The sequence below is a fragment of the Exiguobacterium sp. AT1b genome, assembly GCF_000023045.1.
Classification (GTDB): domain Bacteria; phylum Bacillota; class Bacilli; order Exiguobacteriales; family Exiguobacteriaceae; genus Exiguobacterium.
The window spans coordinates 539,121-559,710 of record NC_012673.1; the positions used below are offsets into that span (position 1 = coordinate 539,121).

Consider the following 20,590-nt stretch of genomic DNA (forward strand, 5'->3'; position numbering starts at 1 on the left):
ACCCCATCACGGAGTGCGTCACCTCTTATTGTTCAATCAACCAGTTCGCAAGCACTTCTGCTTCTTCAGCTGATGCAAGACCTGCTGGCATCGCACCTTGACCGTTGACGATGATGTTTGCGATTTCTTCTGGTGAAAGACGATCGCCGACACCTGTAAGTGCTGGACCGACGCCACCTTCAAGGTTTCCGCCGTGGCAACCTGTGCAACCCTTCGCAGCATACAACTCTTCTGGGTTCATTTCAGTGACTGCTGGACCTTCAGCCGCTTGTTGCGCCTGATTCACCCCAAAATACGATAATGATACCATGGCAATAATTGCGACGATTGCGATTGCCGCAAACGGTAACAATGGATTACGCATTGTAGTTCCCCCTCATGTTCATTCCAAATTTCTATCCAACACTATTTTACTCAAAAAATAATAAAGAAGGAAGGAAAATCACTCATTTTCCTTCCTTTCTTCTAAAACTTCACACTTTATTCAAATATGAAATTAATCGAGGAAGTCTTTCAAGCGTTTGGAACGACTCGGATGACGCAATTTACGAAGGGCTTTCGCTTCGATTTGACGAATCCGCTCACGTGTGACACCGAATACTTTACCAACTTCTTCGAGTGTGCGTGTGCGGCCGTCATCTAGACCGAAACGAAGGCGAAGGACGTTCTCTTCACGGTCTGTCAACGTATCTAGTACGTCTTCTAATTGCTCTTTCAACAATTCATAGGCTGCCGCATCTTGAGGAGCCATCGCATCTTGGTCTTCGATGAAGTCACCGAGATGTGAGTCGTCTTCTTCCCCAATCGGTGTTTCTAAAGAAACAGGTTCTTGGGCAATCTTTAGAATTTCACGGACCTTCTCAGGTGTGAGTTCCATCTCTTTGGCAATCTCTTCCGGAGAAGGTTCGCGACCGAGGTCTTGAAGCAATTGACGTTGGACACGAATCAATTTGTTGATTGTTTCCACCATGTGTACAGGAATACGAATCGTACGGGCTTGGTCAGCAATCGCACGTGTGATCGCTTGGCGAATCCACCACGTCGCATACGTCGAGAATTTGAACCCTTTCATGTAGTCGAATTTTTCGACCGCTTTAATAAGTCCCATGTTCCCTTCTTGAATCAAATCAAGGAAGAGCATCCCACGACCGACATAACGCTTCGCAATCGACACGACGAGACGTAGGTTCGCTTCTGCGAGACGTTTCTTCGCTTCCTCGTCCCCTTGCTCGATTCGTTTAGCGAGCTCTGTCTCATCTTTCGCACTGAGGAGATCGACTCGTCCGATTTCTTTCAAATACATTCGAACTGGGTCGTTGATTTTGATTCCGGGAGGTACTGATAAGTCGTTCAAATCGACTTCTTCATCCTCTTTTTTCGCAGGTGTTTCTTCTGCGTCCGCTGCATCTTCTGTGACGCGGATGTCTTTAGCCTCTAAATCTTCGATGAAGTTATCGATGAAATCCGAATCCACCTCGAAGTGACTGAGGCGATCTTGGATTGCTTGCATTGAGACGACGCCTTTTTTCTTACCTAACTTTTCAAGTTCCTCTATGGCGTTAAATAAATCCTCTTTCTTCTTCTCTGCCATCTAGCAGTTCAACTCCTTCCAAACTTCATCCACGATCATCGTTCTCGAAGACGACGACTACGGGCAATCAATTCTTGTAGCTTGGACGCCTGGTCTACAATACTTTCGGCGTCTTGAGCGATTTCCCTTTTTGCACGCTCGATTTGACGTTGCTCCTCATAACTGTTTATGACCCGAATGTATTCGTCTAAAACATCTTCAGACAGTTCATCCGGTCCAGCCATCAGACGAATCTCTGCAAAGCGCATCGCATAATCAGGACGTTGATCGCAATAACGCTCCATGAACGGAAGCGTGATCTGATCAAACTCGTCCTGTGTCATCGTTTCGGACACGATTTCATACAATGCTGAACCTAACATACGATGGGTTTCATCTTGATAACGAAGCCCTAAACGGTCGCGTACGAAACGGACCTGCTCCGGCCCCGTCAACATCGCACGCAACAAGTACTTCTCGGCTTTCATCCAACGTGGCTCACCTGCTTTACTCGAGCGTTTTCGTACCGGCTCTACAGGTTCCATCGCGCGGGTGGGAGTTGATTCGCTTGACGTCGGACGAGGGATTCTCGAACGGAGCGTCTCTAGCGGGATCTCAAACTCATCCGATAATTTCTTCACATATAAATCTCTTCGAATCGAATCATTTGTCTTACCGATCTCTTCAAGCATAGATTCAATAAAGCGAATCCGTTCTCCTTCTCGGTTCAAGTTTTTTCCACGTCGGTACATGCGATTCATAAAATCGAGAACACTCAACTGCTCAGATTCAATAAACTGTTGCCAGTGAGTTGCCCCATGCTGACGGATATAATCATCTGGGTCCGTCTTTTCCGGTAGTGGCAAAACTTGGACATCGAGTGGAGACGCTTCTAAGAGGCGGATGACTTTTTGTGTCGCTTCTTGTCCCGCGTGGTCTCCGTCATAACAGATGATGACTTCTTCCACGATGCGGGATAGCGCCCTTGCGTGTTGAGGGGAGAACGCGGTCCCGAGCGATGCCACAACTTCTTGTGTGCCCGCTTGCGCGACTTGCAGGACGTCGACGTTCCCTTCAACGAGGAAGACACGTTTTTTCTTACGCATCGTCGCTCGGGCTTGGGAGAAACCGAACAACAACTCGCTCTTATTGAAGAGTGGCGTCTCAGCCGTATTCACATACTTGGGTTGTCGGTCGTCAATCGCTCGTCCACTGAAGCCAACGATGGTGCCGTCTCGATCCGCAATCGGAAAGACGACCCGTCCTTCAAATCGGTCAAAATATTCACCGGACTTCGACTTTGAGATCAAACCTGCCTCAACCATTACTTCTAAATCAAACCCGCGCCGCTCCAACAGCTCGACAGTAAAGCGTCGTTGGTCTGGGGCAAAACCGATCTTGTATTGCGCAATCGTCTCTTCAGCTAGGTCACGATTCCGTAAATACGTTAAGCCCACTTCTCCAGCTTCTGTTTTCATCAACACTTCATGATACAAGTCGGCGACAAGGCGATGCGCATCACGCATCTGTTTGCGCCATACCTGTTCACGCGTCAATTCCTCGTCTCCTTGAATGCCGTCTACCGAAATATTCGCCCGTGTTGCCAAGCGTTCGACCGTCTCAGGAAACGACAACCCCTCGGTTTCCATCACGAACGTAAATACATTTCCGCCGGCGCCACAACCGAAACAGTGATACATCCCTTTTTCAGGTGAGACGGAGAAAGATGGTGAGTTTTCGGAATGAAACGGACATAATCCGACAAGGCGGTGTCCTTGTTTCTTTAGTTCGACACGTTCGCCAATCAATTCTACGATATCGGTCGCTTGTTTCACTTCTGCGATGACTTCATCTGGTATTCGTGGCATGTTGACCACTCCCTGTTTCCAATCTCGCAACGAAACGGAACGCTCATCACGTTCCGTTTCACTGTACTGTCAATACTCTATTATACCCTCTTGAAGCAATGATTACTAATTGAAACACTTACTCATTCAATCATCTTTAGACTGTTCGAGATGACGCAAGATGATCCCTGCCGTTTCTTCAACTGCTTTGTTCGTCACATCGATGACATCGCAACCGATTCGTTCATAAATACCGCGCGCATACTCGAGTTCACGATTGATTCGCTCGAGTTGCGCATAATCGGCTTCCGGCTTCAAACCGAGCGATTTGAGACGTTCCATCCGAATTGAAATCAGCTTTTCCGGAGAGATGATCAACCCGACACATCGTTCAGCAGGCAAATCAAACAACTCCTCAGGCGGTCTCGATTCTGGAACGAGCGGTACGTTCGCGACTTTATATCGTTTCAGTGCCAAATATTGAGATAGCGGCGTCTTTGACGTTCGAGAAACACCGACCAACACGATATCGGCTTTTTTCAGCCCACGCGGGTCCCGACCATCGTCATACTTGACGGCAAACTCCATCGCCTCGATTTTTCGGAAGTAATCATCATCCAATCGATAGATGAGCCCCGGCTTTTCACGTGGCGCTTCTTTCAATTGACCAGATAACACATCGAGCAAATCTCCGAGCAAATCTACCGTCTTCACTTGATGTTCTTCACCGAGTCGCATGAGAAGGGCGCGATGTTCCTCATTAACGAGCGTGAACGCAATGATGGCCTGTTGTGCTTTCGCTTGCGTGACGACATCGATAATCGTCTGCTCATCTTCGACGAACGGGATGCGAAGAGTATCAATCGCATTCTCGTGGAATTGGATACTCGCTGCCCGGACGACGAGTTCGCACGTCTCCCCGACCGAGTCACTTACAACGAACACGAGTTGTTTCGTAGTCAATTCGGTTTCCTCCTCAGATCGACTCATCGTTCGCTAGCGCAATGAGCACCTTCGTCATATTGGTCTTCGTCATACGTCCGAGCACAATCAGTTTCCCATCCTTTTCTTCTACGACGGGCATGGCATCGATTTGTTTCTCGATCAATTTCATCCCAGCCCGAATCAACGTTTCTGTTTTCTCACATACCGTGATGTTCGGCATGCGGGTCATGATGACGTTGACGGGTAACTGGTCTAAGTCTTGATTTCCGATGGCCGCGCGAAGGAGGTCTTTGCGAGATAAAACTCCGACTAACTCCCGGTCACGTCCGACAACGAATAACGAGCCGACATCTTCTAAGAATAAGGTGACAATCGCATCGTATACCGTCATCTCATCCCGTACGACTTTCGCAGAAGACATGAAGTCCCCTACGGTCAGCGAATCTAATTTTTCTCGGAGCATCGACGAATTCCGTTTGCCAACGAACGTGTAGCCGACACGAGGTCTAGCTTCAAGTATTCCTGTCATCGTCAAAATGGCGAGGTCAGGCCGCAAGGTCGCACGTGTCAATGAGAGCTCTTGTGCGATTTGTTCCCCTGTGATCGGCCCGTTCTCCTTCACGATCTCGACGATTTTTTGTTGGCGTTCATTCAGTTGCATAGCCAACCCCCTCTAGTTTGTTTAGAGTACGAGCGCGTTGAAATCTGCGACACGCTTAATCGTCGTTGCAAGTCGGTTCATTTCATGGAGACGGTTTTGGCGGACCGCCTCGTCATCACTCATAACCATTGTATGTTCGAAATACATCATAATCGGTGATTCGAGTTGTTGTAGAAGGTCGAGCGCTTTCTTGTAATCTCCCATCTCGACAGCATCGGCTGTTGCAGGAGCGGTCTGTTCAATCGCATCATGTAACGCAATCTCATGATCGTTCTCAAACAATGAAGGATCGACGTCTCCCGCTTCACCTTTTTTCGAGATGTTCACGACACGCGACAATTGCTCAATCAATGCCTTCGCATCCGTTGATACAAATTCTTGAATCGCGTCTGCGCGGGCATCGAGTCGCACAACCGTCAATGAGGTCGTCAATACGGCGTCAATCACATCATAACGAACCTGCTGTTCTTGCAGGCGATATTTCAAGCGCAGTTTGAAGAAATCATCTAGTTGTGCCTTAACTTGTTCTTTATCGGCTTCATAGAGTCCTGCTTCCAGTTGCAATTCGACAACTTTTGAAAGCAACGTGTCGATTGAGAGGTCAATCTTCCAATCTCCAAGAATTTGAACGACACCTTGGGCCTGGCGACGAAGCGCGAACGGGTCTTGTGAACCGCTCGGAATCATCCCGATACCAAAGAATGCTGCAATCGAGTCTAATTTATCGGCAAGGGCAAGAACGGCACCTGTTGCCGTCTCTGGAGAAGCGTCCCCAGCAAAGCGTGGCATGTAATGCTCACGGATCGCCGCTGCCACTTCCTTGTCTTCGCCTTGTTGGAGTGCATACTTCTCACCCATGATCCCTTGAAGTTCTGTGAACTCGTATACCATCTGGCTCACGAGGTCAAATTTATGAATGGCACCGGCACGGCTTACTTTTTCAAGGTCTGCCTCAAACAACGCCGCAAGTTCTTTGGCGATTTTCGTCACGCGACGTGCTTTCGCACCAGTCGTTCCCAATTTTTCATGGAAGACGATGCGGTCGAGACGTCCGAGTTGATCATCGATTTTCGTCTTTTTGTCTTCTTCATAGAAGAACACTGCATCCGCAAGACGGGCCCGAATAACTTTCTCGTTACCGCGCGCTACATTTTCAAGGTGCTCGGCGTTCCCGTTTCGTACCGTCACAAAATAATTTTTCAACGTTCCGTCGAGATAGACCGGGAAATAACGTTGATGCTCTTTCATCGTTGTGATCAATACTTCCTCAGGCAAGTCGAGGTACGCTTCATCAAATTCCCCGAAGAGAGCGGTCGGCCATTCGACTAAGTTTGTCACTTCTTCGAGCAAGTCGGCATCAAGTGGGATCGTCCATCCTTGTTTCGTGGCAAGCTCTTGAATTTGACGTTCGATTTCAGCTTTACGCATCTCGTAGTTCGCCATAACAAAAGCAGACTCTAATGTCTGGACATATTCGGCAGGTGATGAGATGACCACGTCCCCTTTACTGAGGAAACGATGCCCACGCGTCACGTTATTCGTGTTCACGCCTTCGATTGTGAAGTCGATGATGTCTTGACCGAAGAGGGCGATCAACCAACGAATCGGGCGCATATACCGTAGGCTGCTCGTTCCCCATTTCATGTTTTTCGGGAACGTCAAGCTACGGATCACATCTTCAAGACCGTTCAATAACGAAACTGTTTCTTTTCCTTTTTCATGACGCTCTGCAAAGACGTACTCGACTCCTTTTTCTTCTGCGAAATAGAGATCTTCCACTGTCAATCCGCGGCCACGCGCAAAACCTTGTGCCGCTTTCGACCAGTTACCTTCCGCATCTTGTGCAATCTTTTTGGCAGGTCCACGAAGGGTTTCTGTCAAATCTTGTTGCGTTTCAGCCACATCCCGAACGATGACAGCCAAACGACGTGGTGTCGAGTACACTTCGATTGAGCCAAAATCAACACGCGCCTCTTTTAAGAACGCGTCAACACGTTCCGCCAACTGCTTCTCTGAACGCAAGACGTATTGAGCCGGCAGTTCCTCTAATCCAATTTCTAACAGAAGGTCACGCATTCAAGTCACCTGCTTTCTCTTGTTTCAAAAGTGGGAATCCAAGGCGTTCCCGTTCTTCAATAAATTTAGCGGCACACGCACGGGACATGTTCCGGACACGCTGGATGAAGCCTGTACGTTCCGTCACAGAAATAGCGCCTTTCGCGTCCAACAAGTTGAACGTGTGCGAACATTTTAAAATGTAGTCGTATGCAGGGAAGACAAGGTTCTCTTCAAGCGCACGCTTCGCTTCTTTCTCATACGTATCAAATAACGTGAACAACATATCAACATCAGACAGTTCGAACGTATATTTCGAGTGTTCAAATTCAGGTTGATAGAAGATATCGCCGTATTTGAATCCATCTGTCCAAACAAGGTCGAATACACTTTCTACTTCCTGAATGTATGAAGCGAGACGTTCAAGTCCGTATGTGATTTCCACGGCAATCGGGTCACACTCGATTCCACCGACTTGTTGGAAGTACGTGAACTGTGTGATCTCCATTCCGTTCAACCAAACTTCCCAACCGAGACCCGCTGCTCCGAACGTCGGGTTTTCCCAGTTGTCTTCGACGAAACGGATATCATGCTCGAGCGGATTGATGCCAATCAATTCAAGACTCTCTAAGTACAACTCCTGAATGTTACTCGGTGACGGCTTCATGATGACTTGGAACTGATGGTGTTGATATAGACGGTTCGGGTTTTCCCCGTAACGACCGTCAGCAGGACGGCGTGACGGCTCGGTATAACAGACGTTCCACGGTTCTGGCCCAAGGCTTCTGAGGAATGTCATCGGGTTCATCGTCCCGGCTCCTTTTTCCACATCGTACGCCTGCATCGTCAAACAACCTTTTGACGCCCAAAAGTTTTGTAGCGTGAGAATGATTTCTTGCACTGTCATGTGCTTCATTAATGACACCTCCAATAGTATTGAAACGACAAAAAACGCCCCTATGTGCCTAGCACATAGGGACGGGATTGATTCCCGCGGTTCCACCCTACTTGCCCCAATCATGGGACCACTCTTAAAAGATGTGGGCGCTCTGGAATCGCCATTCGCTCTTCTCATGACACCCGGCTCACACCACCCCGGACTCGCTTCATTCATGACAGGAAGAGTTACTTTTTTCCTTCATCGCGCACGCTATTTCATTTGTCTAATCGTACATCATCGTATCGAATTCACTATGAAAAGTCAATCCTCATTCAGATGAAGTCGAATCATTTGATCGAGTACTCGCTTCGTCTTCAATCGTAGTCCACTATACGATTCCATATATGCATCAAAAAGCTGACGCAAAAGGACTCTGGACTCATCCGATAGCGGGACGTTCCGAAACTCAGACAATTCGTGCTTACTCATCAAGTATAGTAGTTTCGCCAATCGTTCGGACAGCAGGATCACACCTTCTTCTGGATGTCGCGCACATAAAAAGCCACCGGACGCGACAGAGAAGTACATGGGATCCGTCACATCTCCGCAGCGCACACACCCTGTCAAGACTGGGGCGACACCTAACAGATGCAGAATACGTAATTCAACATAGTGCGTGATGACATCTGCGTCCATGCCTGCATTCAGTGCCTGCAAGGCATCCTGTAAGATTCGAAATAGTGGACGATTTTGGACACGATCCTCGACAGACCGATCAACGAGTTCTAACCAATACATCGCATATGCCATCCGTTCGACATCTTTTCGGATTTCAGGATAAGACGTCATGACATCAGATGATTTCAACTGAGCGAGTCCACGGCTAGACGGAAAGATATAGACACCTTCCACAAACGGCTGGCTCGAGGCATGAAACCGGCTACCCGGTTTTTTTGCACCCCGTGCCATGATCGCGACTTTGCCAAGTTCCTCTGTAAACAATGTCACGACTTTATTCGATTCCCCATAATTTACGGTACGAACGACGATTCCCGTGACTTTTTGTAACATGGCTCAATACTCGTCGTCGCGGAAACCGAGGTCACGAAGCTGACCCATCTTGTTACGCCAGTCTTTCTGCACTTTTACCCATAGATTTAAATAAACTTTAGTTCCGAGCAACGCTTCGATATCATGGCGCGCGTCTGTTCCGATTTCACGAAGCATGGCGCCTTTTTTTCCGATGATGATTCCTTTTTGCGAATCACGCTCCACCATAATCACCGCTTCGACATCGATCATCTCAGAGTTCTCGCGTTTCTTGATCGATTCAATGGCTACAGCAATCGAGTGAGGGACTTCATCGCGTGTCTTATGCAACACTTTTTCACGAATCATCTCCGAAATGATGAATCGCTCCGGGTGGTCCGTCACTTGATCGGCCGGATAATACATCGGTCCTTCCGGTAACAATTTCTTGATCTCACCTAAGAGCGGTTCGACGTTGTTGCCTTGTAGCGCCGAAATCGGGACGTACGCCGCGAAATCCAATTCGTTCGTATATTGTTCGATCACTTTCGGAAGTTCATCCGGATGAATCAAATCAATCTTGTTCATAACGAGGATAATCGGTGTGTCGAGCCCTTTGAGTTTCTCAATAATGAAGTCATCACCGGCTCCACGCGGTTCCGTCACGTTCACCATGAAGAGAATCGCATCGACTTCGCGTAGTGCGTTCGTCGCCACTTTCATCATGAAGTCGCCAAGGCGGTGTTTCGGTTTATGAATCCCTGGTGTATCGATGAAGATGATTTGGGAATCATCGGTTGTGTACACACCTTGCACCTTATTTCGTGTCGTTTGAGGTTTATCCGACATGATGGCAATTTTTTGTCCGATCACACGGTTTAAGAATGTCGATTTTCCAACGTTCGGTCGCCCGATAATCGAGACGAATCCGGATTTAAAATCTTCTTGATACATATTGCACCTGCTTTCTCAATTTCAGAACTATTAGTATAGCATGTTCCATAGCCGTGGACCGAATATTATGAGCGCCGTTACGGCAGCACCAAATGAAGCGACTAAAACGGCTCCTGCGGCAACATCTTTCGCTTGCTTCGCGAGCGGATGGACGTCCTTCGTCACGAGGTCTACCGTTCGTTCGATTGCCGTATTCATCAATTCCATGCTAATGACGGCAATCACCCACCCGAACAAGATGACGGTCTCGAGCCTTGTCGGCTGTAACCAGATTGAAAAGATGAATACAAGAAGAGCCGATAGGAGATGGAGACGCATGTTTCGTTCCGAACGAACGGCATGGAGGATCCCCTCACATGCCACACGGAACGGTCTCACACGTTGCCTCGCTTCAACTCAAAATGAGTGAGCACTTCTTCTTGCCTTGCCGTCATCTCCGCTTCTTCCTCGGGTGTCATATGATCATACCCAAGCAAATGGAGGAATCCATGAATTGCTAAAAAGCCGAGCTCCCGCTCAAACGAATGACCATAGTCAGCCGCCTGTTCTCGGCAACGTTCTACCGAGATGACGAGGTCACCGAGAAGATGTGGTTCATCTTCATCGAGCATGAAATCCATCTCCTCATCCCCCATCTCATCAAATGCGAAACTGATGACATCGGTCGGGGCATCCTTGCCACGCCATTCTCGGTTCACTTCATGGATTTCCGCATTTGTTAAATACGTGACCGACAATTCGCTTGGTTCTTCCACCCCTTCTAATTGAGCGGCATGTTGTAAAATCGACTCGACGAGCTCGATTTGAGATGTTGTTAACAATTCATGTTCATCGTTCGAGATGATTTGCATGTAATTCTCCCTCTTTCTTTAATTCTGGGTATTCGATTCGTTCGTGGAACAAGCCGGTCAGTGTCTCACACGCACTCTCTCCGACGCGCCAAATTTCTTTCGTCGTCAATTCACATTCTTCGAACTGCCCATCCGCCAACTTGTCACGAATGATCGTTCGAACGAGCATTCGGATTTTTTCTGGCGTCGGTTGTTTTTGCGAGCGGACGGCCGCTTCGATTGAGTCGACAATCATGACAACGGCCGCCTCGCGCGATTGTGGCTTTGGACCAGGGTAGCGGAAACGAGACTCTAACACCTCTTTATCAGGATCTTCTTTCGCTTTCACGTAGAAATATTTTAATAAAGACGTACCGTGATGCTGTTCTGCGATATCGATGATTTCTTTCGGTAACTTATAACGTCGCAACAGATCCGCTCCGTCATAAGGATGAGCCATGATGATGTCTGCCGATTCTTCAGGCGTCAAGCGATCGTGGGGATTCCCTCCACCTTGCTGATTTTCAATGAAATGCAGGGGACGTTCCGTCTTCCCAAGATCGTGATAGTAGCTCGCAACACGCGCGAGGAGACCATCTGCGCCAATCGCCTCACATGCGGACTCCGCCAAATTCGCCACCATCATACTATGATGATACGTACCAGGTGCCTCCATTAAAAGTTTCCGCAGCAATGGATGCGTCGGACTCATCAATTCAACGAGTCGACCAGAAGACAAGACACCAAACCACGGTTCCAAAAATGGCAGGAAGCCGAACGTCAAGACAATGGAGAGCAAGGCGCTAATGACGGCAAATCCGGAAAGATACATCGCCATTTCCCAGGAAACTTGCACGTTCCGAAGTAAGAGTAAGGCGATGACCATGATGATGTTGACGAAACCGAGTAACACCCCTGATAAGAATAGTCGCTTTCGCTGAATTTTCGGTTCAACTAAAAAGACAGCTAGAAAACTACCGGTCGCCACGTACACGAGCGTCATGAAATTCGTGCTCTGTCCGAACGTGACAACGACACTCCCGGCAATCATCGTAATGAATGCTGAGGCGAGCGCGACTCGTTCATCGATTAGGATGCGTAGAAGCAATACGACGAACGCGGTCGGCGCCAAAATATAGGCATATGTCGTAAAATCGACACCGATGTATCCGACACCAAAAAAGATGCCAAGTTGTAAGAGTAACAAGCCATAGACCGTCACTAGGATTTTCGGACTCAGTAACAGGTCTTTGATTTTCGAGCGAATGAGCATGAACAGAAACCCACCGGTCAACAATGCACTCAGTAAGAATGATCCGAATAACGGCGCAAGCGAACGATTCGGGTCGATGGCACCGGATAGCTCTAATTTCCGGTAAATCTCTCGAGTCACCACCTCGCCTTGGCTGACGAGTAGCTGTCCTTCTTGAATGATGACAGGATCGACAGCATCGACGGCCTCTTGTTCTTTTTGACGGGTCGCCTCAGAGTCAAACACATAGTTCGGTACGATAAGTTCATCGCTTAACGTTTTCGAGATAGCACGGAACTCAAACGAGAGCGGCGATTGATCGATAATCGCTGCAGCTCGGTCTCGAGCGGCAGCGACCGCTTCATTACTCGTCTCAATCCGATCGTCCATCACTTGTTGTAATGCAGTGACTGTGACATCTTCTACCGTTTGTCGAGTGTCCTCACTCGCTTCAAGAAGCGAATTCAACTCTTCATCAGCTAATACCCCGTTCGCCTCTGTAGAATTTAGACGGTTTTTAATGTCCGCCAGTTCAGTCTCCTCATCCGTCTGGTCGAATGCTGCGAACAACTGCTCAACTTTAGCGATTTGTTGGTCTGCAAATTCTTTTCTCAATGAGAATTGACTGCCAACACCATTTGTCACTTCTTGTTTCAATCGTTCGGTCGCAACACGGTCCTCAACCGTGATCGGAGACCGGATATCCTGTTCGGCAATCCCGAGCGGTTCCACACTGATGATGGATGGGCGCACGGTAAAGTATAGAATGGCGCCTAATAAGAGAAAGAAAATCAACGAGATGGTCGCGACTGTCCAGTTTTTAGCTTGCTGCATTCGTGCCCCCCCTTTCACGATCTTGTGACCTCACCCGTACATTTAAGTGAGGTCCGTACTATAGGCGTTGATGATTTTCTTGACGAGCGGATGACGGACGACGTCAGACGCACTGAAGTGTTCAAAGTGAATACCATCCACACCCTCTAACAAGTGTAATGCTTCCTGCAACCCCGATGCCTTGCCTTTCGGTAAATCGACTTGGGTCAAATCCCCTGTGACCACCATTTTCGATCCAAAACCGAGTCGCGTCAAAAACATCTTCATCTGTTCTTTTGTTGTATTCTGCGCTTCATCCAAGATGACGAACGCATCTTCTAATGTTCGTCCACGCATATAAGCGAGCGGAGCCACTTCAATCGTACCTCGTTCTAACAAACGGTTCGTCTGTTCCACCCCATACACATCAAATAGCGCATCATACAATGGGCGGAGATAAGGGTCCACTTTTTCTTTTAGATCTCCCGGTAAAAATCCAAGGTTCTCTCCCGCTTCAACGGCAGGACGCGTCAAGATGATCCGTTTGACTTGCCCCTCTTTTAAGGCGCGTGCCGCAAGCACGACAGCCAGGTACGTTTTCCCTGTTCCGGCCGGTCCAATCCCAAAGACGAGATCACGTCGTTCAATCGCACGAACATACCGACTCTGCCCTACTGTCTTGGCACGGATCGGTTTCCCCTTATTCGTCGTGAAAACGACTCGTTCATAATGTTCGAGCAGTTCATCGCCCTTTCCGACTTGAATGTGCTGGATGACGCTGATGGCATCACTTTCATTTAGACGTGCACCTTTCTTCACTAACGTCTGCAAGGTGATGATCACTTGTTTCGTTAATTCAAGAGCTTCAAGTGTGTCAGCTTGAATAATCAACTCCTCACCCCTTGGGATGAGTGCCACTTTCAATTCTGTTTCAATCGCCTGGAACACTTCATCTTTCGGTCCGAGTAAAGCTTGTGCCTCGTTCGCATGTTCCATGACGAATGGTATTTTATCAGTCATAATCAATGGATGCATTGCCCCCTCATTAAAATCGGATATTCCTCTTTTACTTTAGCACTATCACGCCTATCGTGAAAGAAAGACCGTGTAATTTCCACGCGCAAAAGGCAGTAACATGACGTTACTGCCTTCCGTTCACTTCTTCCGTTTCGAGATGGGAGGTTGTAGTACTTCACTCCAAATGACAGCTTCCCGCATTCGTTTTTGTGAAACGTTCAGTTGTCTCGGTTTCTTTTCCTGTTGAATCGGTGGAATTTTAACCGCTTGTTCGAATTGCGCGCTCACTTTCGGCATCTCGACTTGACGTTCTCGTGGAGCCGGTCGCTCTTCTACCGTTCGAGCGACTCGGCGCCTCACCTTTTGGGGTGCCGGTTTTTCGTCCGAGTCATCAAATGCCGTTTCAATCTCCTTCATGACGTCCCCTACCGAATCCAAATAGCGTTTCAGCTCACTGCTTTGAGGACGGTCTCCAGAGGACGGTGACTTTTCGAGCCGCTTCATCACTGCCGAAGCAATTCCGAAGGCGGCTAACAAGAGTACCCATAGTCCATCCATATCAATCACTCATTATCTGATTCAGAATCGACAGGTGCCCCAATCGCTTTTCGCATTTCTGTATCCGCTTGAACGTTCAAGTAGTTCACGTAATCCATGACACCAAGCTTTCCGTTTCGTAACGCTTCTGCCATCGCGAGCGGGACTTCCGCTTCGGCACCGACAACTTTTGCACGCATTTCTTCTACTGAAGATTTCATTTCTTGTTCGCGCGCAATCGCCATCGCGCGACGTTCTTCCGCCTTCGCTTGAGCGATTTTCTTATCCGCTTCTGCTTGGTCCGTCTGCAAGACCGCGCCGATGTTCTTACCGATATCGATGTCGGCAATATCGATTGAAAGAATCTCAAACGCTGTTCCTGAATCTAACCCTTTTGTGAGGACAGTCCGTGAAATCATATCCGGATTCTCCAAGACGTGCTTGTGGTTGTTTTGTGAACCGATTGTCGACACGACCCCTTCACCGACACGGGCGATAATCGTTTCTTCTCCCGCACCACCGACGAGACGATCGATATTCGCACGTACGGTAATACGTGCTTTCGCCTTCACTTCAATCCCGTCCATTGCGACACCCGCAATAAACGGCGTCTCAATGACTTTCGGGTTAACAGACATCTGTACAGCCTCGAGCACGTTTCGTCCTGCCAAATCAATGGCAGCAGCACGTTCGAACGACAATTCAATATTCGCACGGTGCGCCGCAATCAATGCGTTCACAACGCGGTCTACGTTACCACCAGCCAAGAAGTGACTCTCAAGTTGGTTCGTGTTTAATTCAATTCCTGCTTTAACCGCTTTAATCAACGGGTTCACGATTTTCGAAGGAATAACGCGACGAAGGCGCATTCCAATCAATGTGAAGATCGAGACGTGGACGCCCGCTGCAAACGAACTGATCCATAGTCCGACTGGTACGAACGTGAAGAATACGGCAAGTGCAATCAATCCTCCACCTGTAATGAGTAACGTTGTCAGTAATTCTGGTGTCATTCTGTTACATCCTCCTTCGGTTCTACAAAGCTTCGAACGACAATCCGTCCAGAATCCACTTTATAAACCTGAATTTTTGTCTGCTGATCGAGATAGCCACCTTCCGTCACGACATCAAGTCGTTCTCCGTCGATTTCGGCAGTACCGGCTGGGCGAAGTGGTGTCAAGGTGACTCCCACTTTCCCGAGAAGCTGTTTTCGATCTTCGTGGGACAAGTAGCCTTTTTCAGTCGATGTCGAATCCGTCAAAATCAACCCTTTATAAATGAGCGGACGATTCGTACTCAAGCGACGGTATGCCCAAAAGCCGAGACCTGTTAGCACCGCTGCCGCTAGACCAATCGATAGCCATAATTGACCGATCGTCGCACCAGCCATAATCAAACTCGCAACGACGGCTCCGATCCCAAGCAAACCGAACAATCCAAACCCTGCTACGAACACTTCAATTCCAAGAAGGACGACTCCGACAAAAAAGACTGTCAGAATCACTCCGAGACCAAATGTCATCGTCTTGCTACCCCCTTCCAAATTCAAAGCTATCTCCTATCTCTAGTGTATACGAAACAAGATTGAATGTGGTTTCAGAATACGCAAAAAAAAGCAGAAACTTTCGGTTTCCCGGAAAGTTTCTGCTTTTTCATCAATTCGTCAATTGTTGTTTGACGATTCGGTTCACAAGACCACCGTCTGCCTTGCCTTTGACTTGCGGCATGACGACGCCCATCACCTTACCCATATCTGATGGAGCGGCTGCGTTCGTTTGAGCAATTGCTGCTTGGACGATGGCAGTCACTTCATCTTCTGAAAGTTGTTCAGGCATATAGGCTTCTAGGACGACAATCTCTTCTGCTACTTTGGAAGCAAGGTCATCACGACCAGCGCTTTCGAATTCTCGGAGGGAGTCTCTGCGCTGTTTCATCTCTCGGTTGAGCACCGTGAGTTCCTCTTCCTCGGTAAGATCTTGACGACCTAGTTTGATAGCCTCATTTTGGAGCGACGCTTTGACCATCCGGATTGTCGTAAGACGATCCTTTTGTTTCGCGCGCATGGCTTGCTTCATGTCGTCCGTCAAGCGTTCTTGAAGACTCATGAGCCAACACCCTCTCTACAAATGAAACTGGAATCAGAATTTCTTACGCTTACGCGCAGCTTCTGATTTCAATTTACGTTTTACGCTTGGCTTTTCGTAGTGACGACGTTTACGAACTTCGGCAAGTGTGCCATCTTTCGAAACACCGCGTTTGAAACGACGAAGAGCGTCTTCAAGCGATTCGTTTTTACGGACACGAGTTTCCACTAGTTTTCCCTCCCTCCGAATTACACGACTAAGGAAACGTGTTTCACACGTCATATCATATTATAGTGAAATTAAGTCGTGTGGTCAACCACTTATTAATAGTCGCTGTCTGAACGTCCACCAGTGACAATCGCGATACCCGCTGAAGCACCGATACGTGTCGCACCGGCATCGATCATCGCTTTCGCACCCTCGAAGTCACGGACACCACCTGAAGCTTTTACGCCGATGTCAGGTCCGACCGTCTCGCGCATGAGGCGAATGTCTTCGACTGTCGCGCCACCTGTCGAGAAACCAGTCGAAGTTTTGACGAAGTCTGCTCCAGCTTTCACTGAAAGTTCGGCAGCTTTCTTGATTTCTTCTTTTGTAAGCATGCATGTTTCAAAGATGACTTTGACGAGTGTACCGTTTGCCGCTTCGACAACCGCACGGATGTCACGTTCTACGAGATCGTAGTCAGCATCTTTGAGTGCTGCGATGTTGATGACCATATCTACTTCATCTGCGCCATTGGCAATCGCATCTTTTGTTTCGAATGCTTTTACCTCAGGTGTGTTTGCTCCAAGTGGGAAACCGATGACAGTACATACTTTGACATCATCATCGGACTTGAGTTGTTCTGCTGCATATTTGACCCATGTCGGGTTGACACAAACGCTTGCGAATTTGTATTCGAGCGCCTCTGCACAAAGTGTTGTAATTTGATCTTTTGTTGTTTCAGCCTTTAAAGCTGTGTGGTCGATATAACGGGCTAATTCCATTATTCATTTCCTCCTCTGACAAATAAGTCTGACATCTAACATATTACCATGTTTTTTCGAGATGTAACAGCTTTCAAACCTAAATCAACTGACGACGTTTACGAGCGACGACCCAACTGTTCCAACTAAAGAAGAAAATAGCGAGCCAAATGCAGGTGAAGGCAAAGACATGATATGCCGTGAACGGTTCATGGTACATGACAACCCCGATGATCAAGCTAAGTGTCGGTGCGATGAATTGAAGAAACCCGACAAGCGTGAACGGGATATGTTGTGCCCCGTACCCGAACAGGAGAAGAGGTAACGCCGTGACCACACCCGTTCCAAGAAGGGCGATCCAAATGACAGGCGACATGTTATACGCAATATTGTCGGTGACAACTTGATTTCCGAGGAAGAGCAATGCCACCGGGACCACTGCTAGCGTTTCGATTCCTAGGCTGACCGTTGAAGCAAGGGGACGGCGCTTCTTCACCATTCCATAAAATCCAAAGGTACTCGCCAAGACGAATGAAATCCATGGGAACGTACCATACCCTAACGTCAAGACGAGGACGCCGATTGACGCGATCCCAACGGCCATCCATTGGACTCGATTTAATGATTCCCGAAAGACAAGCACCCCTAACACCATACTGACAAGAGGATTGATGTAATATCCGAGAGAAGCTTCAATAATATATCCGTGATTGACAGCCCATATGTATACAAACCAGTTCGCACTGACGATGAATCCGTTCAACATGAATGCGTTTCGCGTAGCACGGTGTCGCAGGGCGTAACCGAATTCTTTCCACTGATTTGTCCATCTTAGAACGAGCAGAATAAATAAAAATGACCAAATGATTCGATGCGCCAAAATTTGACCACTCGGCACCTCTTGTAAAAATTTCCAATAAATCGGAAGGACGCCCCACATGACGTAGGCCCCGATTGTAGTCCATACTCCCTTATTCACACGTTCACCCGCTCTCTTACAAGTTAAAGACAGTTTAGTCGATGAAAGACTCCCGATACAAGACTTTTGTTTCATGAAAAAAAGGCGCGAAATCGCGCCCTGACCGTTTATTGTTTCACTTGTTCAATTGCTGTTAATGCTTGTGCCAAGTCTTCGATCAAGTCATCAATGTCCTCAAGTCCGACCGAAATACGGACGAGCCCATCGGTGATGCCAAGTTCCGCTCTGCGTTCGGCTGGAATCGAGGCATGTGTCATGCGTGCCGGAACACTGATCAAACTCTCAACCGCTCCTAAACTTTCTGCGAGCGTGAAGTATTTCGTCTTCGCGACCATCATTTCTGCCGCTTCCGCTGAACCGACATCAAATGCGATCATCCCACCGAATCCACGTGCCTGCGATAAATGAATCCGTTTCGCTTCCTCACTCGATACACTTGGGTGGAGCACGCGTGATACAGACTCGTTCGACTGAAGGAATTCGACCAGTGCACGTGCATTCGATTCAATCTCTTCCATCCGAACAGCCAACGTCTTGATTCCCCGTACAACAAGAAAGCTATCTTGTGGTCCAAGGACTGCGCCAACAGAGTTTTGCAGGAACGCCAAAGCCTCGCCCTGCTCTTCCGTACGTGCGACAACAAGTCCCGCTACGACGTCACTATGTCCACCTAAGTACTTCGTGGCACTGTGAAGGACGTAGTCTGCACCAAGATCGATCGGATTTTGGAAGTAAGGGGTCATAAACGTATTGTCCACGACGAGTAACACATCTGCCTCGTCGGCAATCTGACGCATCGCCCGAATGTCCGTCACGTTCAAGAGAGGATTTGTCGGGGTCTCGACATAAATCATCTTCGTGTTCGCTTGAAGCGCATCCCGAACCGCTGCTTCATCGGATGTATCGACAAAAGTTGCTTCCAAGCCTCGTGACTGAAATACTCGATTGAATACACGGTACGTTCCTCCATATACATCAGACCCGACGATGACGTGGTCTCCAGATTTCAATAACATAAGCACCGTCGAGATGGCTGCCATCCCAGATCCGAATGCAAATCCTTGCACGCCGCCTTCGATGTCGGCAATCAATGTCTCTAATGCCGTCCGAGTCGGGTTTGCTGATCGTGAGTACTCGTACCCTTCTCGCAAGTTGCCAATCCCGTCTTGCTTATACGTGCTCGTTTGATAAATCGGTGGCGTGACGGCCCCTGTCAACGGGTCCGTCGTTTTACCGCCGTGAATGAGTGCTGTCTTTGTACGCATGTTCTGCCTCCTTGACAATTCCTTGACTTAAATATCGTTCTGCACTATCAGGCAAGATGGTGACAATCGTGCCTTCCGTCAATTGACTCGCTTCTTTTACACATGCTGCAATGGCAGCGCCTGAAGAACTACCGATGAGCAAACCTTCTTGTTTCGCTAAATGTGCCACGTAGTAGAAGGCTTCCTCATCTGTAATGGTATGAATCGCATCGACGTAAGCCCTCTCCAAAAAGGGTGGCCATTTTTCGACGCCGATTCCTTCTGTTTTATGTGGTCCTGGTTCACCGCCATTCAAAATGGAACCGACCGGCTCTACGACGACAGTTTTCGTTCCAAGTGGCTTTAATGATTTGGCGACACCGGTGAATGTGCCACCTGACCCCGCTCCCGCTACAAATACGTCAATTTGTGGCACATCTTTCAACAACTCATGGGAAAGGATGTCGACGTAAGCATCCGGGTTATCCGGGTTCGAGAACTGTTCTGGGACATAGGCGTCATGTTCTTTAGCCAACTCAATGGCATGTGCGATCGCGCCCTTCATGCCGAGTTCGGTCGGCGTGTTGACGACAGTTGCTCCGAGCAGTCGCATCAATGCCTGCTTCTCTTGACTGAATTTTTCAGGAGTGACCGTCATGAGGCGAATCCCGAATCGTTGGCAAGCGAGCGCAAGCCCGATCCCCGTATTACCTGCTGTCGGTTCGATCACCGTTCCACCGGGTGCCACATCGCCACGCTCGATCGCCCGTTCAATCAAATTCATCCCGAGTCGGTCTTTAACACTCCCACCTGGATTCATCATCTCGAGCTTCCCGTACACTTTGACATTTGCTGGTACAGGAAGCGTTCGAAGTTCAATGAGCGGTGTGTCTCCGATGAGTTCATAGACGTCACGGACAATCAT

22 protein-coding genes are annotated in these 20,590 nt (G+C 48.4%); all 22 read right to left on the reverse strand.

Annotated features, from left to right (window positions below; genetic code table 11):
- Positions 1 to 25: 25 nt before the first annotated feature.
- Positions 26 to 364 (reverse strand): cytochrome c550, encoded by a 339-nt coding sequence (gene cccA, locus EAT1B_RS02935; protein ID WP_012726639.1) that lies wholly within the window; start codon positions 362 to 364, stop codon positions 26 to 28.
- A gap of 132 nt (positions 365 to 496) precedes the next feature.
- Positions 497 to 1,591, reverse strand: coding sequence for an RNA polymerase sigma factor RpoD (rpoD, locus tag EAT1B_RS02940; RefSeq protein WP_012726640.1), 1,095 nt, complete (start codon positions 1,589 to 1,591; stop codon positions 497 to 499).
- A 35-nt stretch (positions 1,592 to 1,626) separates the two neighbouring features.
- Entirely contained in the window at positions 1,627 to 3,438 is a 1,812-nt protein-coding gene (gene dnaG / locus EAT1B_RS02945; protein ID WP_012726641.1) for a DNA primase, read from the reverse strand.
- Positions 3,439 to 3,564: 126 nt separating this feature from the next.
- The gene (locus tag EAT1B_RS02950; protein ID WP_031423239.1) at positions 3,565 to 4,407 is read right to left on the reverse strand and encodes a pyruvate, water dikinase regulatory protein; all 843 of its coding nucleotides are present in this window, start codon (positions 4,405 to 4,407) and stop codon (positions 3,565 to 3,567) included.
- Complete coding sequence (locus tag EAT1B_RS02955; protein ID WP_012726643.1) at positions 4,394 to 5,023, reverse strand: helix-turn-helix transcriptional regulator; 630 nt, start codon at positions 5,021 to 5,023, stop codon at positions 4,394 to 4,396. The genes EAT1B_RS02950 and EAT1B_RS02955 overlap by 14 nt, the downstream gene beginning before the upstream one ends.
- Before the next feature lie 21 nt (positions 5,024 to 5,044).
- The gene (gene glyS / locus EAT1B_RS02960; RefSeq protein WP_012726644.1) at positions 5,045 to 7,099 is read right to left on the reverse strand and encodes a glycine--tRNA ligase subunit beta; all 2,055 of its coding nucleotides are present in this window, start codon (positions 7,097 to 7,099) and stop codon (positions 5,045 to 5,047) included.
- Positions 7,092 to 7,985: a glycine--tRNA ligase subunit alpha gene (gene glyQ, locus EAT1B_RS02965; RefSeq protein ID WP_193343263.1), complete on the reverse strand. Its 894-nt coding sequence runs from the start codon at positions 7,983 to 7,985 to the stop codon at positions 7,092 to 7,094. The genes glyS and glyQ overlap by 8 nt, the downstream gene beginning before the upstream one ends.
- A gap of 294 nt (positions 7,986 to 8,279) precedes the next feature.
- Entirely contained in the window at positions 8,280 to 9,029 is a 750-nt protein-coding gene (gene recO / locus EAT1B_RS02970; RefSeq protein WP_012726646.1) for a DNA repair protein RecO, read from the reverse strand.
- A gap of 3 nt (positions 9,030 to 9,032) precedes the next feature.
- Positions 9,033 to 9,941 carry a GTPase Era gene (gene era / locus EAT1B_RS02975; RefSeq protein ID WP_012726647.1) on the reverse strand — a complete coding sequence of 303 codons (909 nt, stop codon included), beginning with the start codon at positions 9,939 to 9,941 and terminating at the stop codon, positions 9,033 to 9,035.
- A 30-nt stretch (positions 9,942 to 9,971) separates the two neighbouring features.
- Positions 9,972 to 10,319, reverse strand: a complete 348-nt coding sequence (locus EAT1B_RS02980; RefSeq protein WP_012726648.1) for a diacylglycerol kinase family protein — start codon at positions 10,317 to 10,319, stop codon at positions 9,972 to 9,974.
- Entirely contained in the window at positions 10,316 to 10,792 is a 477-nt protein-coding gene (gene ybeY, locus EAT1B_RS02985) for an rRNA maturation RNase YbeY (RefSeq protein ID WP_012726649.1), read from the reverse strand. Before ybeY ends, EAT1B_RS02980 begins: the two co-directional genes overlap by 4 nt.
- On the reverse strand, positions 10,770 to 12,857 hold the full coding sequence (locus EAT1B_RS02990; RefSeq protein ID WP_012726650.1) for an HD family phosphohydrolase: 2,088 nt from the start codon (positions 12,855 to 12,857) through the stop codon (positions 10,770 to 10,772). Before EAT1B_RS02990 ends, ybeY begins: the two co-directional genes overlap by 23 nt.
- Positions 12,858 to 12,899: 42 nt before the next feature.
- Positions 12,900 to 13,871 carry a PhoH family protein gene (locus tag EAT1B_RS02995; RefSeq protein ID WP_012726651.1) on the reverse strand — a complete coding sequence of 324 codons (972 nt, stop codon included), beginning with the start codon at positions 13,869 to 13,871 and terminating at the stop codon, positions 12,900 to 12,902.
- Positions 13,872 to 13,991: 120 nt separating this feature from the next.
- Positions 13,992 to 14,411 (reverse strand): hypothetical protein, encoded by a 420-nt coding sequence (locus EAT1B_RS03000; protein ID WP_012726652.1) that lies wholly within the window; start codon positions 14,409 to 14,411, stop codon positions 13,992 to 13,994.
- Between the two features lie 5 nt (positions 14,412 to 14,416).
- Positions 14,417 to 15,403, reverse strand: a complete 987-nt coding sequence (floA, locus tag EAT1B_RS03005) for a flotillin-like protein FloA (protein ID WP_012726653.1) — start codon at positions 15,401 to 15,403, stop codon at positions 14,417 to 14,419.
- Positions 15,400 to 15,912 carry an NfeD family protein gene (locus EAT1B_RS03010; RefSeq protein WP_031423231.1) on the reverse strand — a complete coding sequence of 171 codons (513 nt, stop codon included), beginning with the start codon at positions 15,910 to 15,912 and terminating at the stop codon, positions 15,400 to 15,402. Before EAT1B_RS03010 ends, floA begins: the two co-directional genes overlap by 4 nt.
- Before the next feature lie 133 nt (positions 15,913 to 16,045).
- On the reverse strand, positions 16,046 to 16,495 hold the full coding sequence (locus EAT1B_RS03015) for a GatB/YqeY domain-containing protein (RefSeq protein ID WP_012726654.1): 450 nt from the start codon (positions 16,493 to 16,495) through the stop codon (positions 16,046 to 16,048).
- Positions 16,496 to 16,528: 33 nt separating this feature from the next.
- Entirely contained in the window at positions 16,529 to 16,723 is a 195-nt protein-coding gene (gene rpsU / locus EAT1B_RS03020; protein WP_029334745.1) for a 30S ribosomal protein S21, read from the reverse strand.
- Positions 16,724 to 16,797: 74 nt separating this feature from the next.
- Positions 16,798 to 17,463 carry a deoxyribose-phosphate aldolase gene (gene deoC, locus EAT1B_RS03025; RefSeq protein WP_012726656.1) on the reverse strand — a complete coding sequence of 222 codons (666 nt, stop codon included), beginning with the start codon at positions 17,461 to 17,463 and terminating at the stop codon, positions 16,798 to 16,800.
- Positions 17,464 to 17,542: 79 nt separating this feature from the next.
- Positions 17,543 to 18,421: an EamA family transporter RarD gene (rarD, locus tag EAT1B_RS03030; RefSeq protein WP_012726657.1), complete on the reverse strand. Its 879-nt coding sequence runs from the start codon at positions 18,419 to 18,421 to the stop codon at positions 17,543 to 17,545.
- Positions 18,422 to 18,528: 107 nt separating this feature from the next.
- On the reverse strand, positions 18,529 to 19,686 hold the full coding sequence (locus EAT1B_RS03035) for a bifunctional cystathionine gamma-lyase/homocysteine desulfhydrase (protein WP_012726658.1): 1,158 nt from the start codon (positions 19,684 to 19,686) through the stop codon (positions 18,529 to 18,531).
- A complete protein-coding gene (locus tag EAT1B_RS03040; RefSeq protein ID WP_012726659.1) occupies positions 19,652 to 20,590 on the reverse strand; it encodes a PLP-dependent cysteine synthase family protein in 939 nt (312 codons plus the stop codon). The genes EAT1B_RS03035 and EAT1B_RS03040 overlap by 35 nt, the downstream gene beginning before the upstream one ends.

Bases quoted from the DNA above. Each gene is read 5' to 3' on its own strand.
- EAT1B_RS02990 (WP_012726650.1), bottom strand. From the start codon at position 12,857: ATGCAGCAAGCTAAAAACTGGACAGTCGCGACCATCTCGTTGATTTTC.
- glyS (WP_012726644.1), bottom strand. From the start codon at position 7,099: ATGCGTGACCTTCTGTTAGAAATTGGATTAGAGGAACTGCCGGCTCAA.
- deoC (WP_012726656.1), bottom strand. From the start codon at position 17,463: ATGGAATTAGCCCGTTATATCGACCACACAGCTTTAAAGGCTGAAACA.
- ybeY (WP_012726649.1), bottom strand. From the start codon at position 10,792: ATGCAAATCATCTCGAACGATGAACATGAATTGTTAACAACATCTCAA.
- cccA (WP_012726639.1), bottom strand. From the start codon at position 364: ATGCGTAATCCATTGTTACCGTTTGCGGCAATCGCAATCGTCGCAATT.
- era (WP_012726647.1), bottom strand. From the start codon at position 9,941: ATGTATCAAGAAGATTTTAAATCCGGATTCGTCTCGATTATCGGGCGA.
- EAT1B_RS03015 (WP_012726654.1), bottom strand. From the start codon at position 16,495: ATGAGTCTTCAAGAACGCTTGACGGACGACATGAAGCAAGCCATGCGC.
- EAT1B_RS02995 (WP_012726651.1), bottom strand. From the start codon at position 13,871: ATGCATCCATTGATTATGACTGATAAAATACCATTCGTCATGGAACAT.
- recO (WP_012726646.1), bottom strand. From the start codon at position 9,029: ATGTTACAAAAAGTCACGGGAATCGTCGTTCGTACCGTAAATTATGGG.
- EAT1B_RS02950 (WP_031423239.1), bottom strand. From the start codon at position 4,407: ATGAGTCGATCTGAGGAGGAAACCGAATTGACTACGAAACAACTCGTG.
- EAT1B_RS03040 (WP_012726659.1), bottom strand. From the start codon at position 20,590: ATGATTGTCCGTGACGTCTATGAACTCATCGGAGACACACCGCTCATT.
- EAT1B_RS03000 (WP_012726652.1), bottom strand. From the start codon at position 14,411: ATGGATGGACTATGGGTACTCTTGTTAGCCGCCTTCGGAATTGCTTCG.
- glyQ (WP_193343263.1), bottom strand. From the start codon at position 7,985: ATGACAGTGCAAGAAATCATTCTCACGCTACAAAACTTTTGGGCGTCA.
- EAT1B_RS03035 (WP_012726658.1), bottom strand. From the start codon at position 19,686: ATGCGTACAAAGACAGCACTCATTCACGGCGGTAAAACGACGGACCCG.
- EAT1B_RS02955 (WP_012726643.1), bottom strand. From the start codon at position 5,023: ATGCAACTGAATGAACGCCAACAAAAAATCGTCGAGATCGTGAAGGAG.
- rpoD (WP_012726640.1), bottom strand. From the start codon at position 1,591: ATGGCAGAGAAGAAGAAAGAGGATTTATTTAACGCCATAGAGGAACTT.
- floA (WP_012726653.1), bottom strand. From the start codon at position 15,403: ATGACACCAGAATTACTGACAACGTTACTCATTACAGGTGGAGGATTG.
- EAT1B_RS03010 (WP_031423231.1), bottom strand. From the start codon at position 15,912: ATGACATTTGGTCTCGGAGTGATTCTGACAGTCTTTTTTGTCGGAGTC.
- dnaG (WP_012726641.1), bottom strand. From the start codon at position 3,438: ATGCCACGAATACCAGATGAAGTCATCGCAGAAGTGAAACAAGCGACC.